This window comes from Gordonia phthalatica (assembly GCF_001305675.1).
Lineage (GTDB): Bacteria > Actinomycetota > Actinomycetes > Mycobacteriales > Mycobacteriaceae > Gordonia > Gordonia phthalatica.
Window position 1 is genome coordinate 853,855 of the sequence record NZ_CP011853.1, and the last position, 16,078, is coordinate 869,932.

Sequence of the window (16,078 nt, forward strand, 5' to 3'; positions counted from 1 at the left end):
CGCTGGGCGAGCGGAGCGTTCAGGCGCCCAGGGTCTGGCGGAGGTAGGGGTTGGCGAAGGTCCGCTGGGGGTCGAAGCGGTCGCGGACGGCGAGGAAGTCGTCGAACCGCGGATAAACGCTGCGGAGGTAGTCGGCGTCGCGGGTGTGCATCTTTCCCCAGTGCGGACGACCGCCGTGCGCGGTCATGACGTCCTCGACGTCGCGGAAATAGGACTGCGCGTCGAGGGTGTCGTCGCGGTGGTAGCGGTGCACGGCGACGTACCCCGACGCACGACCGCTCGCGGTCGACAGCATCAGCTCGTCGGCGGCCGCGGCCCGGACCTCGACGGGGAAGCTCACCCGATGGCGGCGACGGTCGATGACGGTGCGCAGCTCGCGCAGCGCGTCGGGCACGGCGTCGAGGGGGAGTGCATACTCCATCTCCCGGAACCGGACGTCGCGGTTCGAGATGAAGATCTTGTCCGACCGGTCGGTGTACGTGCGCGCCGACAGCACGCGGCCGGACACCTGGTTGATGGTCGGCACCAGCCGCGGCTGCTTGGCGGAGAGGGTGCACAGCAGCCGGAAGGCGCTGTTCGACAGCAGTTCGTCGTCGATGTAGCGGCGGACCTTCCCGGGGCCGTTCGACGGTGTCGACGCGGGTAGCCGGGTGTTGGTCTTGGTGAGGGTGCAGGTGGTGTGCGGGAACCAGTAGAACTCGTAGTGGTCGACGGTCGCCACCTTGTCGAGGAAGCCGTCGATGGTCTCGTCGGCGTCGCCGGGGGCCTCGACGGCCTCGATCGCGAAGGCGTCCACCAACTGCAGGGTGATGTCGGTGAGGATGCCGAGCGCACCGAGGCCGAGCGCCGCGGCCTCCAGATCCGGATCGTCCTCGTCGACGATGCGGACCTGTCCGGTGCCGTCGACCAGGGTGACGCCGCGGATCTGCGTCGAGATGCCGCCGAAGGCCCCACCCGTGCCGTGCGTGCCGGTGGACGTGGCGCCCGAGATGGTCTGCCGGTCGATGTCGCCGAGGTTGGTCATCGCCAGACCGAGCGGCTCCACCAGCGCCGGGATCTGATGCAGCGGCGTGCCCGCGCCGAGCGTGATGCGTTTGGCGTCGAGGTCGACGTCGCGGACGCCGCGGAACCCCGACATGTCGACTTGGACGCCGGGTGCGACCGCGATCTCGGAGAAGCTGTGGCCCGAGCCGACCGCTTTCACGGTGTCGCCGCGCTCGGCGGCGGCCGCGACGTCGGCCGCCAACGCCTCGGTGCTCTGCGGCACGATCAGCCTGCTCGGGGTGCACGACGCGGTGCCGCCCCAGTTGCGCCAGGTTGCGGACCCGGTCATAGGAAACACCTTCCCTCTCCTCGGTAGGTCGGAACCACGTCGACCACGTCGGCGCCGCCGTCGTCGTTCCGGCGGATCAGCGCGACGCGCTCGGTGCGTTCGGCGGGCTCGCCGGACTTGGTGTGCCGGAACCAGACGCGATCGCCGACGCGCAGGTCGCGCGCTGCGGCGCCGACGAGCGGGGTCTGCACCTCGCCCGCCGCCTCGGTGCCCACGTACTCCAGACCCTCGGGCCACACGGGTTTCGGCAGCCGGTCGTCGGCGGGCGGCCCGGACGCGATCCAGCCGCCGCCTGCACAGGTGACGATGCCGTCGGCGGGGTGACGCAGCACGTCGAGGCCGAAGGCCATCGCGGGTGCGGGCCGAAAGTGCCGGTAGGTGTCGAACAGATGCCCGCCGAAGAACCCGGACCCGGCGGCGATGTCGGTGACCGACGCGTCCTTGGCGGTCTCCTCCAACGATCCGGTGCCGCCGGCGTTGACGAACTCGAGGTCGGCGATCTCGCGGAGTGCGGCGATCACCTTGCCGCGGCGGTGCCGGATCTCGGCCATGGACGCGAGCTGGATGGCGTTGACCGCCGTGTTCATTGCGAGCTTGCCCGGCGCGGCGTTGCCGACCCCCGCCACCTGCGCCTCGTACGACATCACGCCGACCAGCGTGAAGCCGTCGCGCGCGGCGATGGTCCGGGCGAGCTCGACGGCCTGCTCCCGGGTGTGGATCGGTGAGCGGCGCACGCCGAGGTGGACCCGACCTCCCGCGGCGCGGAGGGAGGCGTCGAGGTCGATCGCGACGCGGACGGACGGACGCTGCGCGGGCGGAAGCACGGTGTCGACGAGGTCGAGCTGGGCTGCGTCGTCGACCAGGAGGGTGACTCGGCGGCAGGCGAGGTCGTCGGCCAGCAGGGTGGCGAGGGCGTCGCGTTTGACGGTCGGATAGCCGAGGAGGACGTCGGCGACGCCGGACTCGGTGGCGAGCCAGTGGGCTTCGGCGACGTCGTAGGCCAGGACACCGGCGAAGCCGAGGCGATCCAGGATCTGCTCGATGATCGACCGCACGCGCAGCGATTTGGAGGCGACGCGGATCGGGACGCCGGACGCGCGACGGTGCAGGTCGGCGATGTTGTGGTCGAGCAGGTCCAGGTCCAGCGCGAGGACGGGGGAGTCGAGGTCCGCGCGGCGGACGGCGTCGTCCAGCGCGGCCCAGTCGGGCGTCGCGCGCCAGCTCGGGGCGGTGTCTGTCACGGGTGCTCCGTCCTTCTCTCAGCAAAGTTGATCGAACGATCAACTGTGAATGACTCCAGCATAGGGCATACCCGGATGGAAATGTGTCTCGGACCACTCTTGCACGGTGACTACGCTGGTCGAGTGACCTTCAAAGCGCCAGCCCTGCGTCTGACCCGGCCCGCACCTCTGCTCGCGATGGGCGCCTCCGCCGAGGCGATCGCGGAGACGACGGTCGGCTCGCCGTACCGGGTCGACGGAACGTTCGCGAACCTCGACTCGTCCTCGGTGCTGGAGGGCCCTGGCTTGGACACCGCCGTCGACATGCTTCGTCGACCGGGCAAGCCGACCAACGCGATCCCGGTCCTCACGCCGACCTTCGCCGCGGAACCGGGAGACCTCGTGGTCACCTGGCTCGGTCACGCGAGCACGGTCGTCGACCTCGACGGCGTCCGCATCCTCACCGACCCGGTGTTGTCGGCGCGCTGCTCGCCGTCGCAGTTGGTCGGGCCCAAGCGGATGCACCGAGCGCCGGTGGCCGCGAGCGACCTTCCGCCGGTCGACGTCGTGCTGATCAGCCACGACCACTACGACCACCTCGACACCCCGACGATCATCACCCTCGCCGCGACGCAGCCCGAGGCGCTCTTCGTCGTCCCGATCGGCGTCGACGCGCACCTGCGGGCGTGGGGCGTCGACGCCTCACGCATCCGGACCGCCGACTGGTTCGACGACGTCACGCTGACCGTCCGCGGCACGACGATCGGCTTCCACGCGGTCCCCGCCCGGCACTTCTCCGGTCGCGGCCTGTCCCGGAATCTGACGCAGTGGGTCAGCTGGGCGATCGTCGGCCCGCACCACCGGGTCTTCTTCTCCGGCGACACCGGCTTCACGGACTCCTACGCTCGCACAGGCGACGACCACGGGCCCTTCGACGTCAGCCTCATCGCCATCGGCGCCTACGACCCCGCCTGGCACGACATCCACCTCAACCCCGAAGAGGGCGTCGCCGTGCACCGGATGCTCAACGGCGCCGAGCGCGGCGCGCTGCTGGTGCCGATCCACTGGGGTACTTTCAACCTGGCGCGCCACTCCTGGGCGGATCCGGTGCGCCGCCTGACCGCGGAAGCGGAGAGCGCCGGCGTCGAGATCTGCATCCCCCGACCCGGGGCGACGCTGCACTCGGACAGCCGCACGGGCACCGCCTTCTTCGACTCGACCTGGTGGGAGCGAACCGCATGACGACCTCGACGACGACGGGCCGCGACCCCGGCCTCACCGCGGCGGAGGTCGCCGAGCGCACCGCCGCGGGCCAGGCCAACGTCACCCCCGACAAGTCCGGGCGGTCGGTGGCCGACATCGTCAAGGCCAACGTCTTCACCCGCATCAACGCGATCCTCGGCGTGCTGTTCGCGATCGTCGCGTCCACCGGCTCGTTCATCAACGGACTGTTCGGTCTGCTGATCATCGCCAACAGCGGCATCGGCATCATCCAGGAGGTCCGCGCCAAGAAGACGCTCGACCGCCTCGCGATCGTGGGCCAGACCCGGCCCGTCGTCCGGCGCGACGGCGTCTCCGCCGAGATCCCCGCCGCCGAGGTGGTGCTCGGCGACCTCATCGAGCTGGGTCCCGGCGACCAGGTGATCGTCGACGGCGAGACGGTCGAATCCGAGTCGCTCGACATGGACGAGTCGCTGCTCACCGGCGAGGCCGACGCCGTCGACAAGGCGATCGGCGACGAGATCATGTCCGGCAGCTTCGTTGTCGCCGGTTCCGGCACCTACCGCGCCACCAAGGTGGGCGCCGACTCGTACGCCAACAAGCTCGCCGCCGAGGCCTCCAAGTTCACCCTCGTCTCCTCAGAACTGCGGTCGGGTATCGACCAGATCCTCAAGGTCATCACCTGGCTGCTGATCCCGGCCGGCATCCTCACCATCGTCAACCAGCTCTTCATCAGCCAGAACGGACTGCGCACGGCGCTGCTCGGGATGGTCGCGGCACTGGTCCCGATGGTGCCCGAGGGCCTCGTTCTGATGACGTCGATCGCGTTCGCCGTCGGCGTCGTCCGACTCGGCCAACGCCAGTGCCTGGTCAACGAGCTCCCCGCGATCGAGGGCCTGGCCCGCGTCGATGTGGTCTGCACCGACAAGACCGGCACCCTCACCGAGAACGGCATGCGGCTGTCGGAGCTGCGGATCGTGACAGCGGATTCCGAGGATGCCGCCGTGCAGGCGCACGTGGAGCAGGCGCTCGCGTCGATCGCCGCGCACGACCCGCGACCCAACGCCAGCATCCAGGCCGTGCAGGAGGCCTACCCCGACGCGCCCGACTGGTCGACGTCGGCGATCCTCCCGTTCAGCTCCGCCAACAAGTTCTCCGGCATGTCGCTGCGCGACGCCGCCGGCACCGATCAGGGCAACTGGCTGATCGGCGCGCCCGACGTCCTGCTGGATCCGGAGTCCGAGACCGCGCAGCTGGCGTCCGACCTCGGCTCCACCGGCCTGCGGATCCTGCTCCTCGCCACCACCGACGTCCCCGTCGACGCCGAGCCGAGCGGCGACACCGCGGTCCCCGGCACGCTGGTGCCCACCGCTCTCGTCGTCCTGGAACAGCGCGTCCGGCCCGACGCCCGCGACACCATCGAGTACTTCGAGTCGCAGCACGTGGCGGTCAAGATCATCTCCGGCGACAACGCCCGCTCGGTCGGCGCCGTCGGCGAATCGCTCGGGCTCGGCAGTCCGGACACCGCCGTCGACGCGCGGAAGCTGCCCGCGGACGACGACGCCGCGCTCGCCGAGGTGATCGCCGACGCCGACGCCTTCGGGCGCGTCCGCCCCGACCAGAAGCGCGCCATGGTGAAGGCCCTCCAGTCGCAGGAGCACACGGTCGCGATGACCGGTGACGGCGTCAACGACGTCCTCGCCCTCAAAGACGCCGACATCGGCGTCGCAATGGGCTCGGGATCCTCGGCCGCGCGGTCGGTGGCGCAGATCGTCCTGCTGGACAACAAGTTCGCCACCCTCCCGTACGTGGTCGGCGAGGGCCGTCGCGTCATCGGCAACATCGAACGCGTCTCGAACCTGTTCCTCACCAAGACCGTGTACGCGGTGCTGCTGGCGCTGCTCATCGGCGGTGCCGGCCTGCTCGCGAAGACGTTCGACTGGGCGTCGATCAGCTACCCGTTCCAACCGATCCACGTCACCATCTCCGCCTGGTTCACCATCGGCATCCCGGCATTCGTGCTGTCGCTGGCGCCGAACAACGAGCGCGCCAAGACCGGTTTCGTGCGACGCGTCCTGACGCAGGCCGTGCCGAACGGCGTCATCGTCGGTCTGGCGACCTTCACCTGCTTCCTACTGGTGAACCGCGACTACTCGGCCGAACTCGGCAACTACATCGCGAACGTGGCCGCCGAGCCGCGCGTCGGGATCGCGGCCGTCGCCAACGCGACACAGACCCTCGGTGCCGTGCAGACGCAGGCGGCCACCGCGGCTCTGGCCACGATGATCGCGATCGCCGTCTACGTGCTCGTGGTGGTCGCGCGGCCGTACAACTGGTGGAAGATGGTGCTGCTCGCGGTCTCGGTCGGCGCATACGTTCTGATCTTCACCGTTCCGTTCACCCAGCGACTGTTCCACCTCGACTCGTCGAACATGAAGATGATGGGCATCGCCGCCGTGTGCGCCCTGGTCGGGTGCTTGGCTGTCGAAGCGTCGACGCAGGTCATGAATCGATACCTGGAGCGAAAGAACAAACTCCGCGAGCATCCCGTCTCGGTCTGACGACGTGTCTTGCGCGGGCCGTCGACCCGGCCGCGCAGTACACTTCCTCCATGGATCTCAACGGAATCGTGAACAAGGCCAAGGACGCACTGAAGTCCAACCCGGATCTCATCGAGAAGGGCGGCGACGCGATCGACAAGGCGACCGGCGGCAAGTACGCCTCGCAGGTCGACAAGGCTCAGGACGCCGCGCGCAAGGCTGTCGGTGCGGAGCAGAAGCAGCAGGGCGAGCAGCAGTAGAGACTAGCCGTCGATTTCGGCAGTAGTGCCTCTTTGTCGACGGCGCACGGACGGACGGGGGTGGCCGGCGGCACCCGGAGGGTGGTTGCCGCACCATCTGTCGACCGGTGGCACCACTTGTGTTTCCCGCTCTTGGTCGCGACCGAGTGCGAGAAGCAGAAGTGGTGCGACTCGCCGAAGAGTGGTGCGTCAACCTCAGCGTGCGGCCTTCGCGTGTCGACGGTACGCCGAGACCGACGGTTCGCCGTCGATCCAGAAGCGCCATGGCCGGTCGGCCGCCAGTCGTACTCCGACTCGCGGGCCGGCGACGATCTGTGCGGCGTTGTAGACGCTCTCATCGGGAGCCAGATGCACGCCGGTCCCGTCCAGGAGGTCGGTCTCCAAATCGGCCTTGGTGATGCCGAGCGCGCGCGTCAGATTCCCCGGCCCGCGCGCGAGGAGATGATCGGCGACGTCGCCGCGCCGCTCGTGTGCGGCCTCCAGCCCGTCGACCACGATCCCGGCCCGCAGCAGAACCGCGGACCCCTCACCCTCCGGACTCGTCACGATGTTCGCGCAATGATGGGTGTGGATCTGATAGACGTACAGCCGGAACGCGGGGCCGTACATGGTCTTCGACCGCTTGGTCCGCGTGAAGGCGTGCGACGCCGGGTCGTCGGGTCCGTTGTAGGCCTCCACCTCGGTGATCAGCAGTGACGCACCGTATCCGACCAGGCGGCGACCGAGGAGTGCGCGGGCGGCTTCGAGAACCGGGGGATGGTCGTCGTAGACGTCTTCCGTGGGTTCTGTCTGTGACGGCCGGTTCCGATTACTCTCTATAGCCATGGCTAAGACCAGTGACTCCATTCATGTCGCGCTCCCTCCGGAGGATACCTTCGCGTGCGCGGCCGACCTGTCCCGCTACGACGAGTGGCTGGTCCTGCACGACGGCTGGCGCAGTCCGCTGCCCGCCGCTGAGGACCTGAAGAAGGGCACCAAGATCTCCTCGGTCATCAAGGCCAAGGGCACACGGGTCCGCTTCGCGTGGGAGATCGAGAAGTTCAACCGCCCGTCCGAGGTGGTCCTCAAAGGCGCGGGCAAGGGCGGTGTCAAAGCCAAGATCGACCTGCTCGTGGAACCCGACGGCGACGGCTCCAAGGTCACCTTCTTGATCGACCTCGGCGGACTGCCCTTGATGGGCCCGGTGGGCAAGGCCTCAGCGCTCGCGGTCAAGGGCGACATCGGGAAGTCGCTGCAGAAGTTCAACGCGCTCTTCGGTTGAGCGGAACCTACTTCGGCGCGACGCCCGGTTCGAAGCCCGCGATCTCGGCCGTTGGGGCCGTCGCGAACCAGAGGTCGGGAGTCACCGTCGCGTACTCGCCGTCGCTCGGGCGGTAGTACCGACCCGACTCGGTGACGGCTTTGATCGGGTAGCCGTCCGGTGCGCGCAGGCGGTCGTCGCGGAAGGGGCGCGACGCACCGATCGGCAGGGGGACGGGGCCGCCCTCGGACGGGACGCGGGTGCCCGGCTTCGGCGGACGAGCGGCTGCCGCGGCCAAGGCGTCGGCGCGCGCGATGGCCTCGGCGGCGCTCGACTCGCGGCCCGATGCGAGCGCGCTCAGACGAGCGGCGCGCTGCGGCGTCACCTCGGGGAAACCGGGGCCGGTCGCCGGCGTGAACGCGGCGAAGTCGTACTCGTCGCGACCGCGCAGGGCGGCGACGATCAGGACGACGACGGGGAGCAGCAGCAGGAGCATCCACCACCAGGGCGAGACGCCGTCGTCCGCCGCGGCGGCGACGGTGCTCGCGTGGGCAGGGGCGGGGACCAGCAGTGCGGCGGTCGTCGCGGCTGCGAGTCCGAGGGCGAGGGCGCGGTGGCGCGTCGTCATGGCTGCGGATCCTCCTGCTGAATCACATGGATGAGTGCTTCGTCAGAAACTTTAGACATCCCCGAAGCACGCGCGCGCATTACCGTCGCAATCGTCGACGGTGCAGAAGTGCTCCCGGCAGGATTCGAACCTGCGACACCCGCTTTAGGAGAGCGGTGCTCTATCCCCTGAGCTACGAGAGCGCGGACCGCAGACCGGTCCCGCCGGCGAGACCGATGGGGATCGTGTCGCCGACGGGAGCAGTCTACGTGAGCAGTCAGGGGCGGGACGCGTCGACCGGCACCGGAGCGTCCGCGGTGGCGATCGGGCCCGTGTGTGCGGCGGCCAGACGCATCACGCGACCGCGGCACAGGTACCAGCCGCCGACCAGGGCGGGGACGATGATCAGCAGCGAGGCGACGGTCCAGGTGCCGACCGGACGGTCGAACGCCATGAGCACCACCACGCTCACCAGGAACGCCAGCGTGAGATAGCCGCTCCACGGTGCCATGACCATCCGGAACGCCGGCCGCTCCATGAGGCCGCGCTTGGCGCGGTGATAGAGCGCCAGCTGGCACAGGACGATCATGCCCCAGGACGCGATGATGCCGAGCGACGCGAGGTTGAGGACGATCTCGAACGCCTGCGCCGGGACCACCGCGTTGAGCAGAACGCCCGCACCGGCGACGGCGCCGGTGATGAGGATGCCGCCGTAGGGCACGCCGTTGCCGTTCATGCGAGCCGCGAACTGGGGCGCCGAGCCGGCCAACGCCATCGACCGCAGGATCCGCCCGGTGGAGTACATGCCGGCGTTGAGTGACGACAGCGCCGCCGTGAGCACGACGAGGTCCATGATCGTGTCCATGCCGTCGACGCCGATGGAACCGAAGAACGTGACGAACGGCGACTCACCCGCCTTGTACGCGGTGTACGGGAGCAGCAGGGACAGCAGGACCAGCGAGCCGACGTAGAACACCGCGATCCGCAGGATCACCGTGTTGATCGCCTTCGGCATCACCTTCTCCGGGTTCTCAGTCTCGCCGGCCGCGGTTCCCAGCAGTTCGATGGACGCGTAGGCGAACACGACGCCCTGAATGACGACGAGCGCGGGCATCAGGCCCTGCGGCAGGAATCCGCCGTTCTCGTGGATCAACGACAGGCCGGTGGTCTGGCCGTCGACCGGGGTGCCGAACACCACGAAGTACACGCCGATGATGAGGAAGCCGACCAGGGCCGCGACCTTGATCAGGGCGAACCAGAACTCCAACTCGCCGAACACCTTGACCGAGATGAGGTTCAGACCCAGCACCAGCACCAGCGCGGCGAGCGCCCACACCCACTGAGGGACCGCACCGATCCAGTCCACGTACTTGGAGAAGAAGTGCATGTACAGCGCGGAAGCGGTGATGTCGACGATCCCGGTCATCGCCCAGTTCAACCAGTACAGCCAGCCGGTCGCGAACGACGCCTTCTCGCCGAAGAATTCGCGCGCATAGGAGACGAACGAGCCGGCCGTCGGACGGTGGAGAACGAGTTCGCCGAGCGCTCGGAGGATGAGGAACGCGAAGAAGCCGCAGACCGCGTAGCTGATGACGATCGCGGGACCGGCGCCGGCGAGGCGGCCGCCCGCGCCCATGAACAGGCCGGTGCCGATGGCGCCGCCGATCGCGATCATCTGGATCTGCCGGGGCTTGAGCGCGCGGTGGTAGTCGCCGTCGCCTTCGGACAGCGCGGGACCCGTGGTGGGGGAGGTGGTCATGGCATTCCTTCAGTCGGAGACCGCGGAGCAGTCGGGAAGGTCGGAGAGGTTGGCCAGCCGTTCGGGCCGGAGGAGGGCGGCGAGGTCGTCGGCGCTGAGCAGGTCGCGCTCCAGCACCAGTTCGGCGACGCCGCGACCGGAGTGCAGGGCCTCCATGGCGATGGACGTCGAAGCGGCGTAGCCGAGACGAGGATTCAACGCGGTGACCAGGCCGATGGAGTGTTCGACGTTGCGGCGCAGGAGGTCCTCGTTCGCGGTGATGCCGGTGATGCAGTTCTCGGTGAGCGTGTCGACGGCCGCGGCGAGGTGGCGCAGCGACTCGGAGAGACTGTGCACGATGATCGGCTCGAACGCGTTCAACTGCAGTTGGCCGGACTCGGCGGCCATGCTGATGGTCAGGTCGTGGCCGACCACCTGGAAGGCCACCTGGTTGACCACCTCGGGGATCACCGGATTCACCTTGCCGGGCATGATCGACGACCCCGACTGCACCGCGGGCAGGTTGATCTCGTTCAGCCCGGCGCGGGGGCCGGAGGACAGCAGGCGCAGGTCGTTGCAGATCTTGGACAGCTTGATCGCCACGCGCTTCAGCACGCCGGACAGGTGCACGAATGCGCCCACGTCCTGGGTGGCCTCGATGAGATCCGGGGAGGTGACGAGATCGATGCCGGTGAGGTCGGCGAGATGCGCGCGGGCGGTCTCCGCGTACCCGACGGGTGCGTTGAGTCCAGTGCCGATCGCGGTGGCGCCGAGGTTGATCTCGTGCATCAGCCGCAGCGACTCCGCGAGGCGTGCGCGGTCCTCGCCGATCGTCACCGCGTACGTGCCGAACTCCTGACCGAGGGTCATCGGGACCGCGTCCTGCAGCTGCGTCCGACCCATCTTCACGACGGTGCGGAACTCGGTGGCCTTGGCGCGGAACGCCTCCTGGATCCGGGCCAGCGCATCGAGCAGCGGCTGTGCGGCGAAGACCGTCGCGACGTTGACCGCAGTGGGATAGACGTCGTTGGTGGACTGCGAGAGATTCACGTGGTCGTTGGGGTGCAGGTATCGGTATTCGCCCTTCTCGTGCCCCATCAGCTCCAGGGCCCGGTTGGCGATGACCTCGTTCGCGTTCATGTTCGACGACGTGCCCGCGCCGCCCTGGATCACGTCGACGATGAACTCGTCGTGCAGGGCGCCGGCGGCGACCTCCGCGGCGGCGGCCTCGATCACCGCGGCGCGCTCGGCGTCGAGCAGGCCGAGGTCGCGGTTGGCGCGCGCGGCGGCCTGCTTGACCAGTGCCAGTGCTCGCACCAGGGCGGGATTGGTGGAGAGCGGTCGTCCGGTGATGGGGAAGTTGTGGGCGGCGCGCAGCGCGTGCACGCCGTAGTAGGCGTCGACGGGGACGTCGAGGTCGCCGACGAGGTCGTGCTCGCTGCGGACGGACGGGGTCTGGCTGGTCTGAGGCATGGGGGTACTCCTGGAGGGACGCCCGGGGGTGCGGGCTGGGGTGACAACGGATCCGAGCCGGCGCGGTGACGCCGGGCGGGGTTCAGAGGGCGCGCAGTGCGCCGACGGGACGGCCGCCGCCGAGAGCGACCGATTCGAAGAGCGGAGCGAGGGACTCGGCGAGGTCCGGACGGAGGTCGGCGAGTGCGGCCGCGGCGACGGGCATCCTGGCCCGGTCGCCGCCGTCGGCGATCTTGAGGGCGAGAGCGGTGCCGTCGCGGAGGGCGAGGAGTTGGATCCCCTCGAAGCCGTCCTTGGCGACGGCGCCGGGGAGTGCGCGCATGACGGAGGTGACATCGCGGTCCTCACCGGCGACCAGTTCGGGGTGGGCGCGCATCGCGTCCGCGACGGCCGCCTCCGGGGTGCCGGGTGCCGCCGTGGTCAGGCGGGCGAACGCCCGCGCCATGCCGTCGAGGGTCAGGGCGTAGACCGGGGTGCCGCAGCCGTCGGTGGAGGCGATCGCGATGGTCTCGCCGGTGAGGTCTTCGACGGCGTCGCGGAGGACCCTGGCGATCGGATGGTCGAGGGCGAGGTAGTCCGGCAGCGACCAACCGCGCTGCACGCAGAGTGCGAGCAGCGCCGCGTGCTTGCCCGAGCAGTTCTGCGCGAGCCGGGTGGGGCCGTGCCCGGCCCGCAGCCAGGCCGCGCGTTCGGCGACGCCGTACGGCAGGTCCGGGGCGTTGCGCAGTGCGTCCGCGGTCAGCCCGGCGTCGGCCAGCGTGGACCGCGCGACGTCCTGGTGCCGCGGAGCACCGGAGTGACTGGCCGCGGCCAATGCCAACTGCTCGGTGGTCAGGGCCAGGCCGGCGCGGAGGAGGCCGACGGCGAAGAGCGGCTTGAGGGCCGAGCGAGGGTAGAAACGGTCGCTCTGGACGCCGTCGCGACGGAGGACCCCGCCGGTCGGGTTCACGACGACGAGGCTCCCGTGATGGACGGACTCGACGATCTCGCCGCGGGTCTGGACGGCGAGGGGGACGTGGTGGGGAAGGGTCATTCGCTCGTGTTCCTGGTGATGGTGGTGACGGCGTCGTGCACGGCGTCGAGGTGATCTCTCATCGCCGCGGCGGCGGCGTCCGGGTCGCCGTTCACGATGGCGGCGACGATGATGCGGTGCTCGGCCTGCGATGGCTCGGTGCGCCCGGCGGTCAGGTTCACGGTCTGCGACTGCTGTGCCATGGCGTCCCGCAGGCCGCCGACCATGCGTGCGAAGACCCGGTTGCCGGAGGCCGCGGCGATGGCGCCGTGGAAGTCGGTGTCGAGCTGGACCCACGCGGCCGGGTCGTCCTCTGCCTCCATGGCGTCGAGCAGGCCGGTCAGCCGTTCGATGTCGGTCGTGGAGCGGCGGGCCGCGGCCAGGCGGGCCGCGGGGATCTCGAGGTGGGGGCGGGCCTCGAACAGCTCGGTGGCGGAGTAGCTGCCCAGATCGAGATCCGGACGGGCGTCCTGGGCGACGACGAACGTGCCGCGACCGGTCTCCGTCCTCGTCAGACCGAGCGTCGCACACGACCGCAGCGCCTCCCGGACGACCGAACGGGAGACGCCGTACGCCTCGCCGAGCACGGCCTCCGACGGGAGTTTGGTGCCGACCGGATCGGCGCCGCTCTCGATGCGATGGCGCAGGGCTTCGAAGACGGCTTCGGCGGCGCTGGTACGCGTGATCCGAAGTCGTCCGGCTGTCGAGCTGTCTGACAGGTTCATGGATCAAGTATGTGACCTGCGGCACGTCGACGTCAAGGCCTCTCTCGGGACACCACGCGCGGTGGGGTATGGCGAGGCCGGTCCGACTACCGTGGGGGCCATGACCAAATCGATCACCGGGCAGCGGACTGTGCTGGTCACCGGGGCAAGCAGTGGAATCGGCGAAGCGGTGGCACGACAGTTCGTGGCGCTGGGACACAAGGTGTACGGCACCAGCCGGAACCCTGAGACGGTGAAGAACCCGATCCCCGGCGTCACCTACGTGCGTTTGGACAACGCCGACTACGAGTCGGCGAAGGCCTGCGCCGAGGAGATCGGCGACCTCGACATCCTGATCAACAATGCGGGCGAGAGTGCGGCGGGCGCCTTCGAGGACACCCCGATGGATGCCGTCGAGCACCTCTTCGCCGTGAACGTCTTCGGTCCGGTGGCGCTCACCAAGGCGGTGCTCCCGCGCATGCGGCACCGTCGCACCGGGACCATCGTGATGGTCGGGTCCATGCTGTCGAGCTTCCCGGTGGCCTTCCGCACCAACTACGCGGCCACCAAGTCGGCGCTCAAGGGATACGCGATGGCGCTGCGCCGCGAGGTGGCGCCGTACGGCATCCGAGTCACGACGGTGGAGCCCGGCACCATCGCCACCGGCATCGGCGACCGTCGCACCGTCCACATCAAGCCCGACTCCGTGTACCGCGAGGAGTACGAGACCCTCGCGGCCGCGACCCGCAGGAACGAGGGCAAGGGCATCGCCGCGTCGGCGATGGCGGAGACCATCGTCGAGGCCGCGCTCGCCGAGAACCCGAAGCCGCTCTACGCCCGCGGCAACCGCGCGCCGGTCGTCTTCGCCCTCCGCAGACTGGTTCCGCGGCAGGCGGTGCTGGACCTGACCTCGCGCGTCCACGGGCTCGCCAAGATCCGACGCTGAGCGAGACGAGAGAAGTGTCGTCGAATCGGGCCCCACGCCCGGTACGACGACACTTTTCTGCGTCGGGACCTCACCAGGGTGACGAGACGGCCTCCAGGACAGCGTCGGCGATCTCCGACCGGCAGATCACGAAATCCGGCATGTATGCGTGGGGTGTGTTGTAGACGATCGGGCTGCCGTCCAGGCGACTGCAGTGCAGGCCCGCGGCCAGGGCGACGCCGACCGGCGCGCAGTTGTCCCACTCGTACTGGCCGCCGGAGTGCACGTAGGCGTCGACGTCGCCGCGCACCACCGCCATCGCCTTGGCCCCCGCGGAGCCGATGCGGACCGGCGTCAGTCCGAGGCGTTCGGAGACCGCCGCCGAATGATAGGTGTGCCCGTAGCGGCTGACCGCGAGGCGACCGGTCAGCGGACCGTCCACCGCGGCGACCTCATCGCTGCGGAAGACCTCACCTTTCGCGGGCAGGGAGACGGCGGCGACCTCGGGGGAACCGTCGATCGCGAGCGCCACGTGCACCGCCCAGTCGGATGTCCCCATCGCGAACTCGCTGGTGCCGTCGAGCGGGTCGATGATCCAGACGCGCTGCGCGGTGGATCGGTTGCCGACGTCGTCGCCCTCCTCGGACAGCACCGCGTCGTGCGGACGGTGCCTGCGGAGGACGGTGGAGATCCACGCCTGCGCCAGCGCGTCACCGACGTCGCCGACCAGATGCCCGGTGAGGAGGTCGTCGTGGCGGATGCCGACCAGCACCTTCCCCGCGCCTTCGGCGATCGCTGCGGCCAACTCGGCATCGGACATCGCAGACGGTGAGTGGCGCATCCACTTACTAGATCACAATGCCAACCCATCACGCCGCGAACCCGAGGTGGCGCACACTGGACCCATGCCGGAGCTCCCCGAGATCACCGCCATCGCCACCTTCCTCGACTCCCGCGCGGCCGGTCTTCCGATCCGCCGGGTCGACGTCGCCTCCCTCGCCGTGCTCAAGACCGCCGATCCGCCGTACACCGCACTCGCCGGACGGATCGTGTCGGCAGTGGATCGAATCGGCAAGTACCTCGTCATCCGCACCGTCGCGGGCCCCGACAGCGCAGCCGACGACGACCCGGAGATCGACCTCGTCCTCCACCTCTCGCGCGCGGGTTGGGTCCGCTGGAGCGACGCGCTCTCACAGACTCCGCCGAAACCGGGCGGCAAGGGGCCCATCGCCCTGCGCGTGCACTGCGGCCTGCCGGGGGAGGGCTTCGACGTCACCGAGGCCGGCACCCAGAAGCGTCTCGCCGCGTGGATCGTGCGCGACACCGCGGACGTGGAACGCATCGCCACCCTCGGGCCGGAGGTGCTGGGCCTGACTCGCGACCACCTCGCCGGGATCCTCGCGGGCAGCGGCGCCCGCATCAAGAACCTGCTCACCGACCAGCGGGTGATCGCCGGCGTCGGCAACGCCTACTCCGACGAGATCCTGCACGTGGCGAAGCTGTCGCCGTTCGCGACGTCGAAGAACTTGACCGACGAGCAGGTCACCGCACTTCACGACGCGATCCGCTCGGTCCTGCTCGACGCGGTGGCGCGCCTCGAGGGGCAGGAGGCGGCCCGACTCAAGGCCGAGAAACGGACCGGCCTGCGGGTGCACGCCCGGACCGGCCTGCCGTGCCCGGTGTGCGGGGACACGGTCCGCGAGGTGTCGTTCGCGGACCGCTCGTTCCAGTACTGCCCCACCTGTCAGACGGGCGGCAAGATCCTCGCCGACCGCCGCATGTCGCGACTGCTCAAGTAGCTCGAC

15 protein-coding genes and 1 tRNA gene are annotated in these 16,078 nt (G+C 69.6%); 6 read left to right on the forward strand and 10 right to left on the reverse strand.

Going from position 1 to position 16,078, the window contains the following annotated elements; all coding sequences use genetic code 11:
• Positions 1-19: 19 nt before the first annotated feature.
• Positions 20-1,333 carry a D-arabinono-1,4-lactone oxidase gene (locus ACH46_RS03975; RefSeq protein WP_062391781.1) on the reverse strand — a complete coding sequence of 438 codons (1,314 nt, stop codon included), beginning with the start codon at positions 1,331-1,333 and terminating at the stop codon, positions 20-22.
• On the reverse strand, positions 1,330-2,574 hold the full coding sequence (locus tag ACH46_RS03980; protein WP_062391782.1) for an alanine racemase: 1,245 nt from the start codon (positions 2,572-2,574) through the stop codon (positions 1,330-1,332). The genes ACH46_RS03975 and ACH46_RS03980 overlap by 4 nt, the downstream gene beginning before the upstream one ends.
• Positions 2,575-2,697: 123 nt before the next feature.
• Between ACH46_RS03980 and ACH46_RS03985 the strand changes: the two genes are divergently transcribed.
• From ACH46_RS03985 to ACH46_RS03995, 3 genes are read left to right on the forward strand one after another with little or no spacing between them, the layout of a single operon-like run.
• Positions 2,698-3,795: an MBL fold metallo-hydrolase gene (locus ACH46_RS03985; RefSeq protein WP_226995756.1), complete on the forward strand. Its 1,098-nt coding sequence runs from the start codon at positions 2,698-2,700 to the stop codon at positions 3,793-3,795.
• Complete coding sequence (locus tag ACH46_RS03990) at positions 3,792-6,335, forward strand: HAD-IC family P-type ATPase (protein WP_062394943.1); 2,544 nt, start codon at positions 3,792-3,794, stop codon at positions 6,333-6,335. Before ACH46_RS03985 ends, ACH46_RS03990 begins: the two co-directional genes overlap by 4 nt.
• Before the next feature lie 50 nt (positions 6,336-6,385).
• Positions 6,386-6,574 (forward strand): antitoxin, encoded by a 189-nt coding sequence (locus ACH46_RS03995; RefSeq protein ID WP_062391784.1) that lies wholly within the window; start codon positions 6,386-6,388, stop codon positions 6,572-6,574.
• Between the two features lie 195 nt (positions 6,575-6,769).
• On the opposite strand, the gene ACH46_RS04000 is transcribed toward ACH46_RS03995, so the two are convergent.
• Positions 6,770-7,420, reverse strand: a complete 651-nt coding sequence (locus ACH46_RS04000; protein ID WP_062391785.1) for a DNA-3-methyladenine glycosylase — start codon at positions 7,418-7,420, stop codon at positions 6,770-6,772.
• On the opposite strand from ACH46_RS04000, the gene ACH46_RS04005 reads away from it, so the two are divergent.
• Entirely contained in the window at positions 7,398-7,835 is a 438-nt protein-coding gene (locus ACH46_RS04005) for a type II toxin-antitoxin system Rv0910 family toxin (RefSeq protein ID WP_062391786.1), read from the forward strand. The two genes, ACH46_RS04000 and ACH46_RS04005, sit on opposite strands and share 23 nt — an antisense overlap.
• A gap of 7 nt (positions 7,836-7,842) precedes the next feature.
• Here the strand turns inward: ACH46_RS04005 and ACH46_RS04010 are convergent, their stop codons facing one another.
• The 6 genes from ACH46_RS04010 to ACH46_RS04035 all read right to left on the reverse strand — a co-directional run bounded on the left by ACH46_RS04010 (position 7,843) and on the right by ACH46_RS04035 (position 13,369).
• The gene (locus ACH46_RS04010; RefSeq protein WP_062391787.1) at positions 7,843-8,442 is read right to left on the reverse strand and encodes a sunset domain-containing protein; all 600 of its coding nucleotides are present in this window, start codon (positions 8,440-8,442) and stop codon (positions 7,843-7,845) included.
• Between the two features lie 109 nt (positions 8,443-8,551).
• Positions 8,552-8,624 (reverse strand) — tRNA-Arg (locus ACH46_RS04015).
• Between the two features lie 74 nt (positions 8,625-8,698).
• A complete protein-coding gene (locus ACH46_RS04020; RefSeq protein ID WP_062391788.1) occupies positions 8,699-10,180 on the reverse strand; it encodes an amino acid permease in 1,482 nt (493 codons plus the stop codon).
• Positions 10,181-10,189: 9 nt separating this feature from the next.
• Positions 10,190-11,632, reverse strand: coding sequence for an aspartate ammonia-lyase (locus tag ACH46_RS04025; RefSeq protein ID WP_062391789.1), 1,443 nt, complete (start codon positions 11,630-11,632; stop codon positions 10,190-10,192).
• Positions 11,633-11,714: 82 nt separating this feature from the next.
• Positions 11,715-12,665: an asparaginase gene (locus ACH46_RS04030; RefSeq protein ID WP_062391790.1), complete on the reverse strand. Its 951-nt coding sequence runs from the start codon at positions 12,663-12,665 to the stop codon at positions 11,715-11,717.
• Positions 12,662-13,369 (reverse strand): FadR/GntR family transcriptional regulator, encoded by a 708-nt coding sequence (locus tag ACH46_RS04035; protein ID WP_062391791.1) that lies wholly within the window; start codon positions 13,367-13,369, stop codon positions 12,662-12,664. The genes ACH46_RS04030 and ACH46_RS04035 overlap by 4 nt, the downstream gene beginning before the upstream one ends.
• A 100-nt stretch (positions 13,370-13,469) precedes the next feature.
• Between ACH46_RS04035 and ACH46_RS04040 the strand changes: the two genes are divergently transcribed.
• The gene (locus tag ACH46_RS04040; protein WP_062391792.1) at positions 13,470-14,294 is read left to right on the forward strand and encodes an SDR family oxidoreductase; all 825 of its coding nucleotides are present in this window, start codon (positions 13,470-13,472) and stop codon (positions 14,292-14,294) included.
• Between the two features lie 70 nt (positions 14,295-14,364).
• Here ACH46_RS04040 and ACH46_RS04045 read toward each other — a convergent pair whose 3' ends face one another.
• Positions 14,365-15,114 (reverse strand): 3'(2'),5'-bisphosphate nucleotidase CysQ, encoded by a 750-nt coding sequence (locus ACH46_RS04045; RefSeq protein WP_062391793.1) that lies wholly within the window; start codon positions 15,112-15,114, stop codon positions 14,365-14,367.
• Between the two features lie 64 nt (positions 15,115-15,178).
• Between ACH46_RS04045 and ACH46_RS04050 the strand changes: the two genes are divergently transcribed.
• Entirely contained in the window at positions 15,179-16,072 is an 894-nt protein-coding gene (locus tag ACH46_RS04050; protein WP_062391794.1) for an Fpg/Nei family DNA glycosylase, read from the forward strand.
• Positions 16,073-16,078: the final 6 nt, after the last annotated feature.

Bases quoted from the DNA above. Each gene is read 5' to 3' on its own strand.
- ACH46_RS03975 (WP_062391781.1), bottom strand. From the start codon at position 1,333: ATGACCGGGTCCGCAACCTGGCGCAACTGGGGCGGCACCGCGTCGTGC.
- ACH46_RS03990 (WP_062394943.1), top strand. From the start codon at position 3,792: ATGACGACCTCGACGACGACGGGCCGCGACCCCGGCCTCACCGCGGCG.
- ACH46_RS03995 (WP_062391784.1), top strand. From the start codon at position 6,386: ATGGATCTCAACGGAATCGTGAACAAGGCCAAGGACGCACTGAAGTCC.
- ACH46_RS04005 (WP_062391786.1), top strand. From the start codon at position 7,398: ATGGCTAAGACCAGTGACTCCATTCATGTCGCGCTCCCTCCGGAGGAT.
- ACH46_RS04000 (WP_062391785.1), bottom strand. From the start codon at position 7,420: ATGGAGTCACTGGTCTTAGCCATGGCTATAGAGAGTAATCGGAACCGG.
- ACH46_RS04010 (WP_062391787.1), bottom strand. From the start codon at position 8,442: ATGACGACGCGCCACCGCGCCCTCGCCCTCGGACTCGCAGCCGCGACG.
- ACH46_RS04020 (WP_062391788.1), bottom strand. From the start codon at position 10,180: ATGACCACCTCCCCCACCACGGGTCCCGCGCTGTCCGAAGGCGACGGC.
- ACH46_RS04025 (WP_062391789.1), bottom strand. From the start codon at position 11,632: ATGCCTCAGACCAGCCAGACCCCGTCCGTCCGCAGCGAGCACGACCTC.
- ACH46_RS04030 (WP_062391790.1), bottom strand. From the start codon at position 12,665: ATGACCCTTCCCCACCACGTCCCCCTCGCCGTCCAGACCCGCGGCGAG.
- ACH46_RS04035 (WP_062391791.1), bottom strand. From the start codon at position 13,369: ATGAACCTGTCAGACAGCTCGACAGCCGGACGACTTCGGATCACGCGT.
- ACH46_RS04040 (WP_062391792.1), top strand. From the start codon at position 13,470: ATGACCAAATCGATCACCGGGCAGCGGACTGTGCTGGTCACCGGGGCA.
- ACH46_RS04045 (WP_062391793.1), bottom strand. From the start codon at position 15,114: ATGCGCCACTCACCGTCTGCGATGTCCGATGCCGAGTTGGCCGCAGCG.
- ACH46_RS04050 (WP_062391794.1), top strand. From the start codon at position 15,179: ATGCCGGAGCTCCCCGAGATCACCGCCATCGCCACCTTCCTCGACTCC.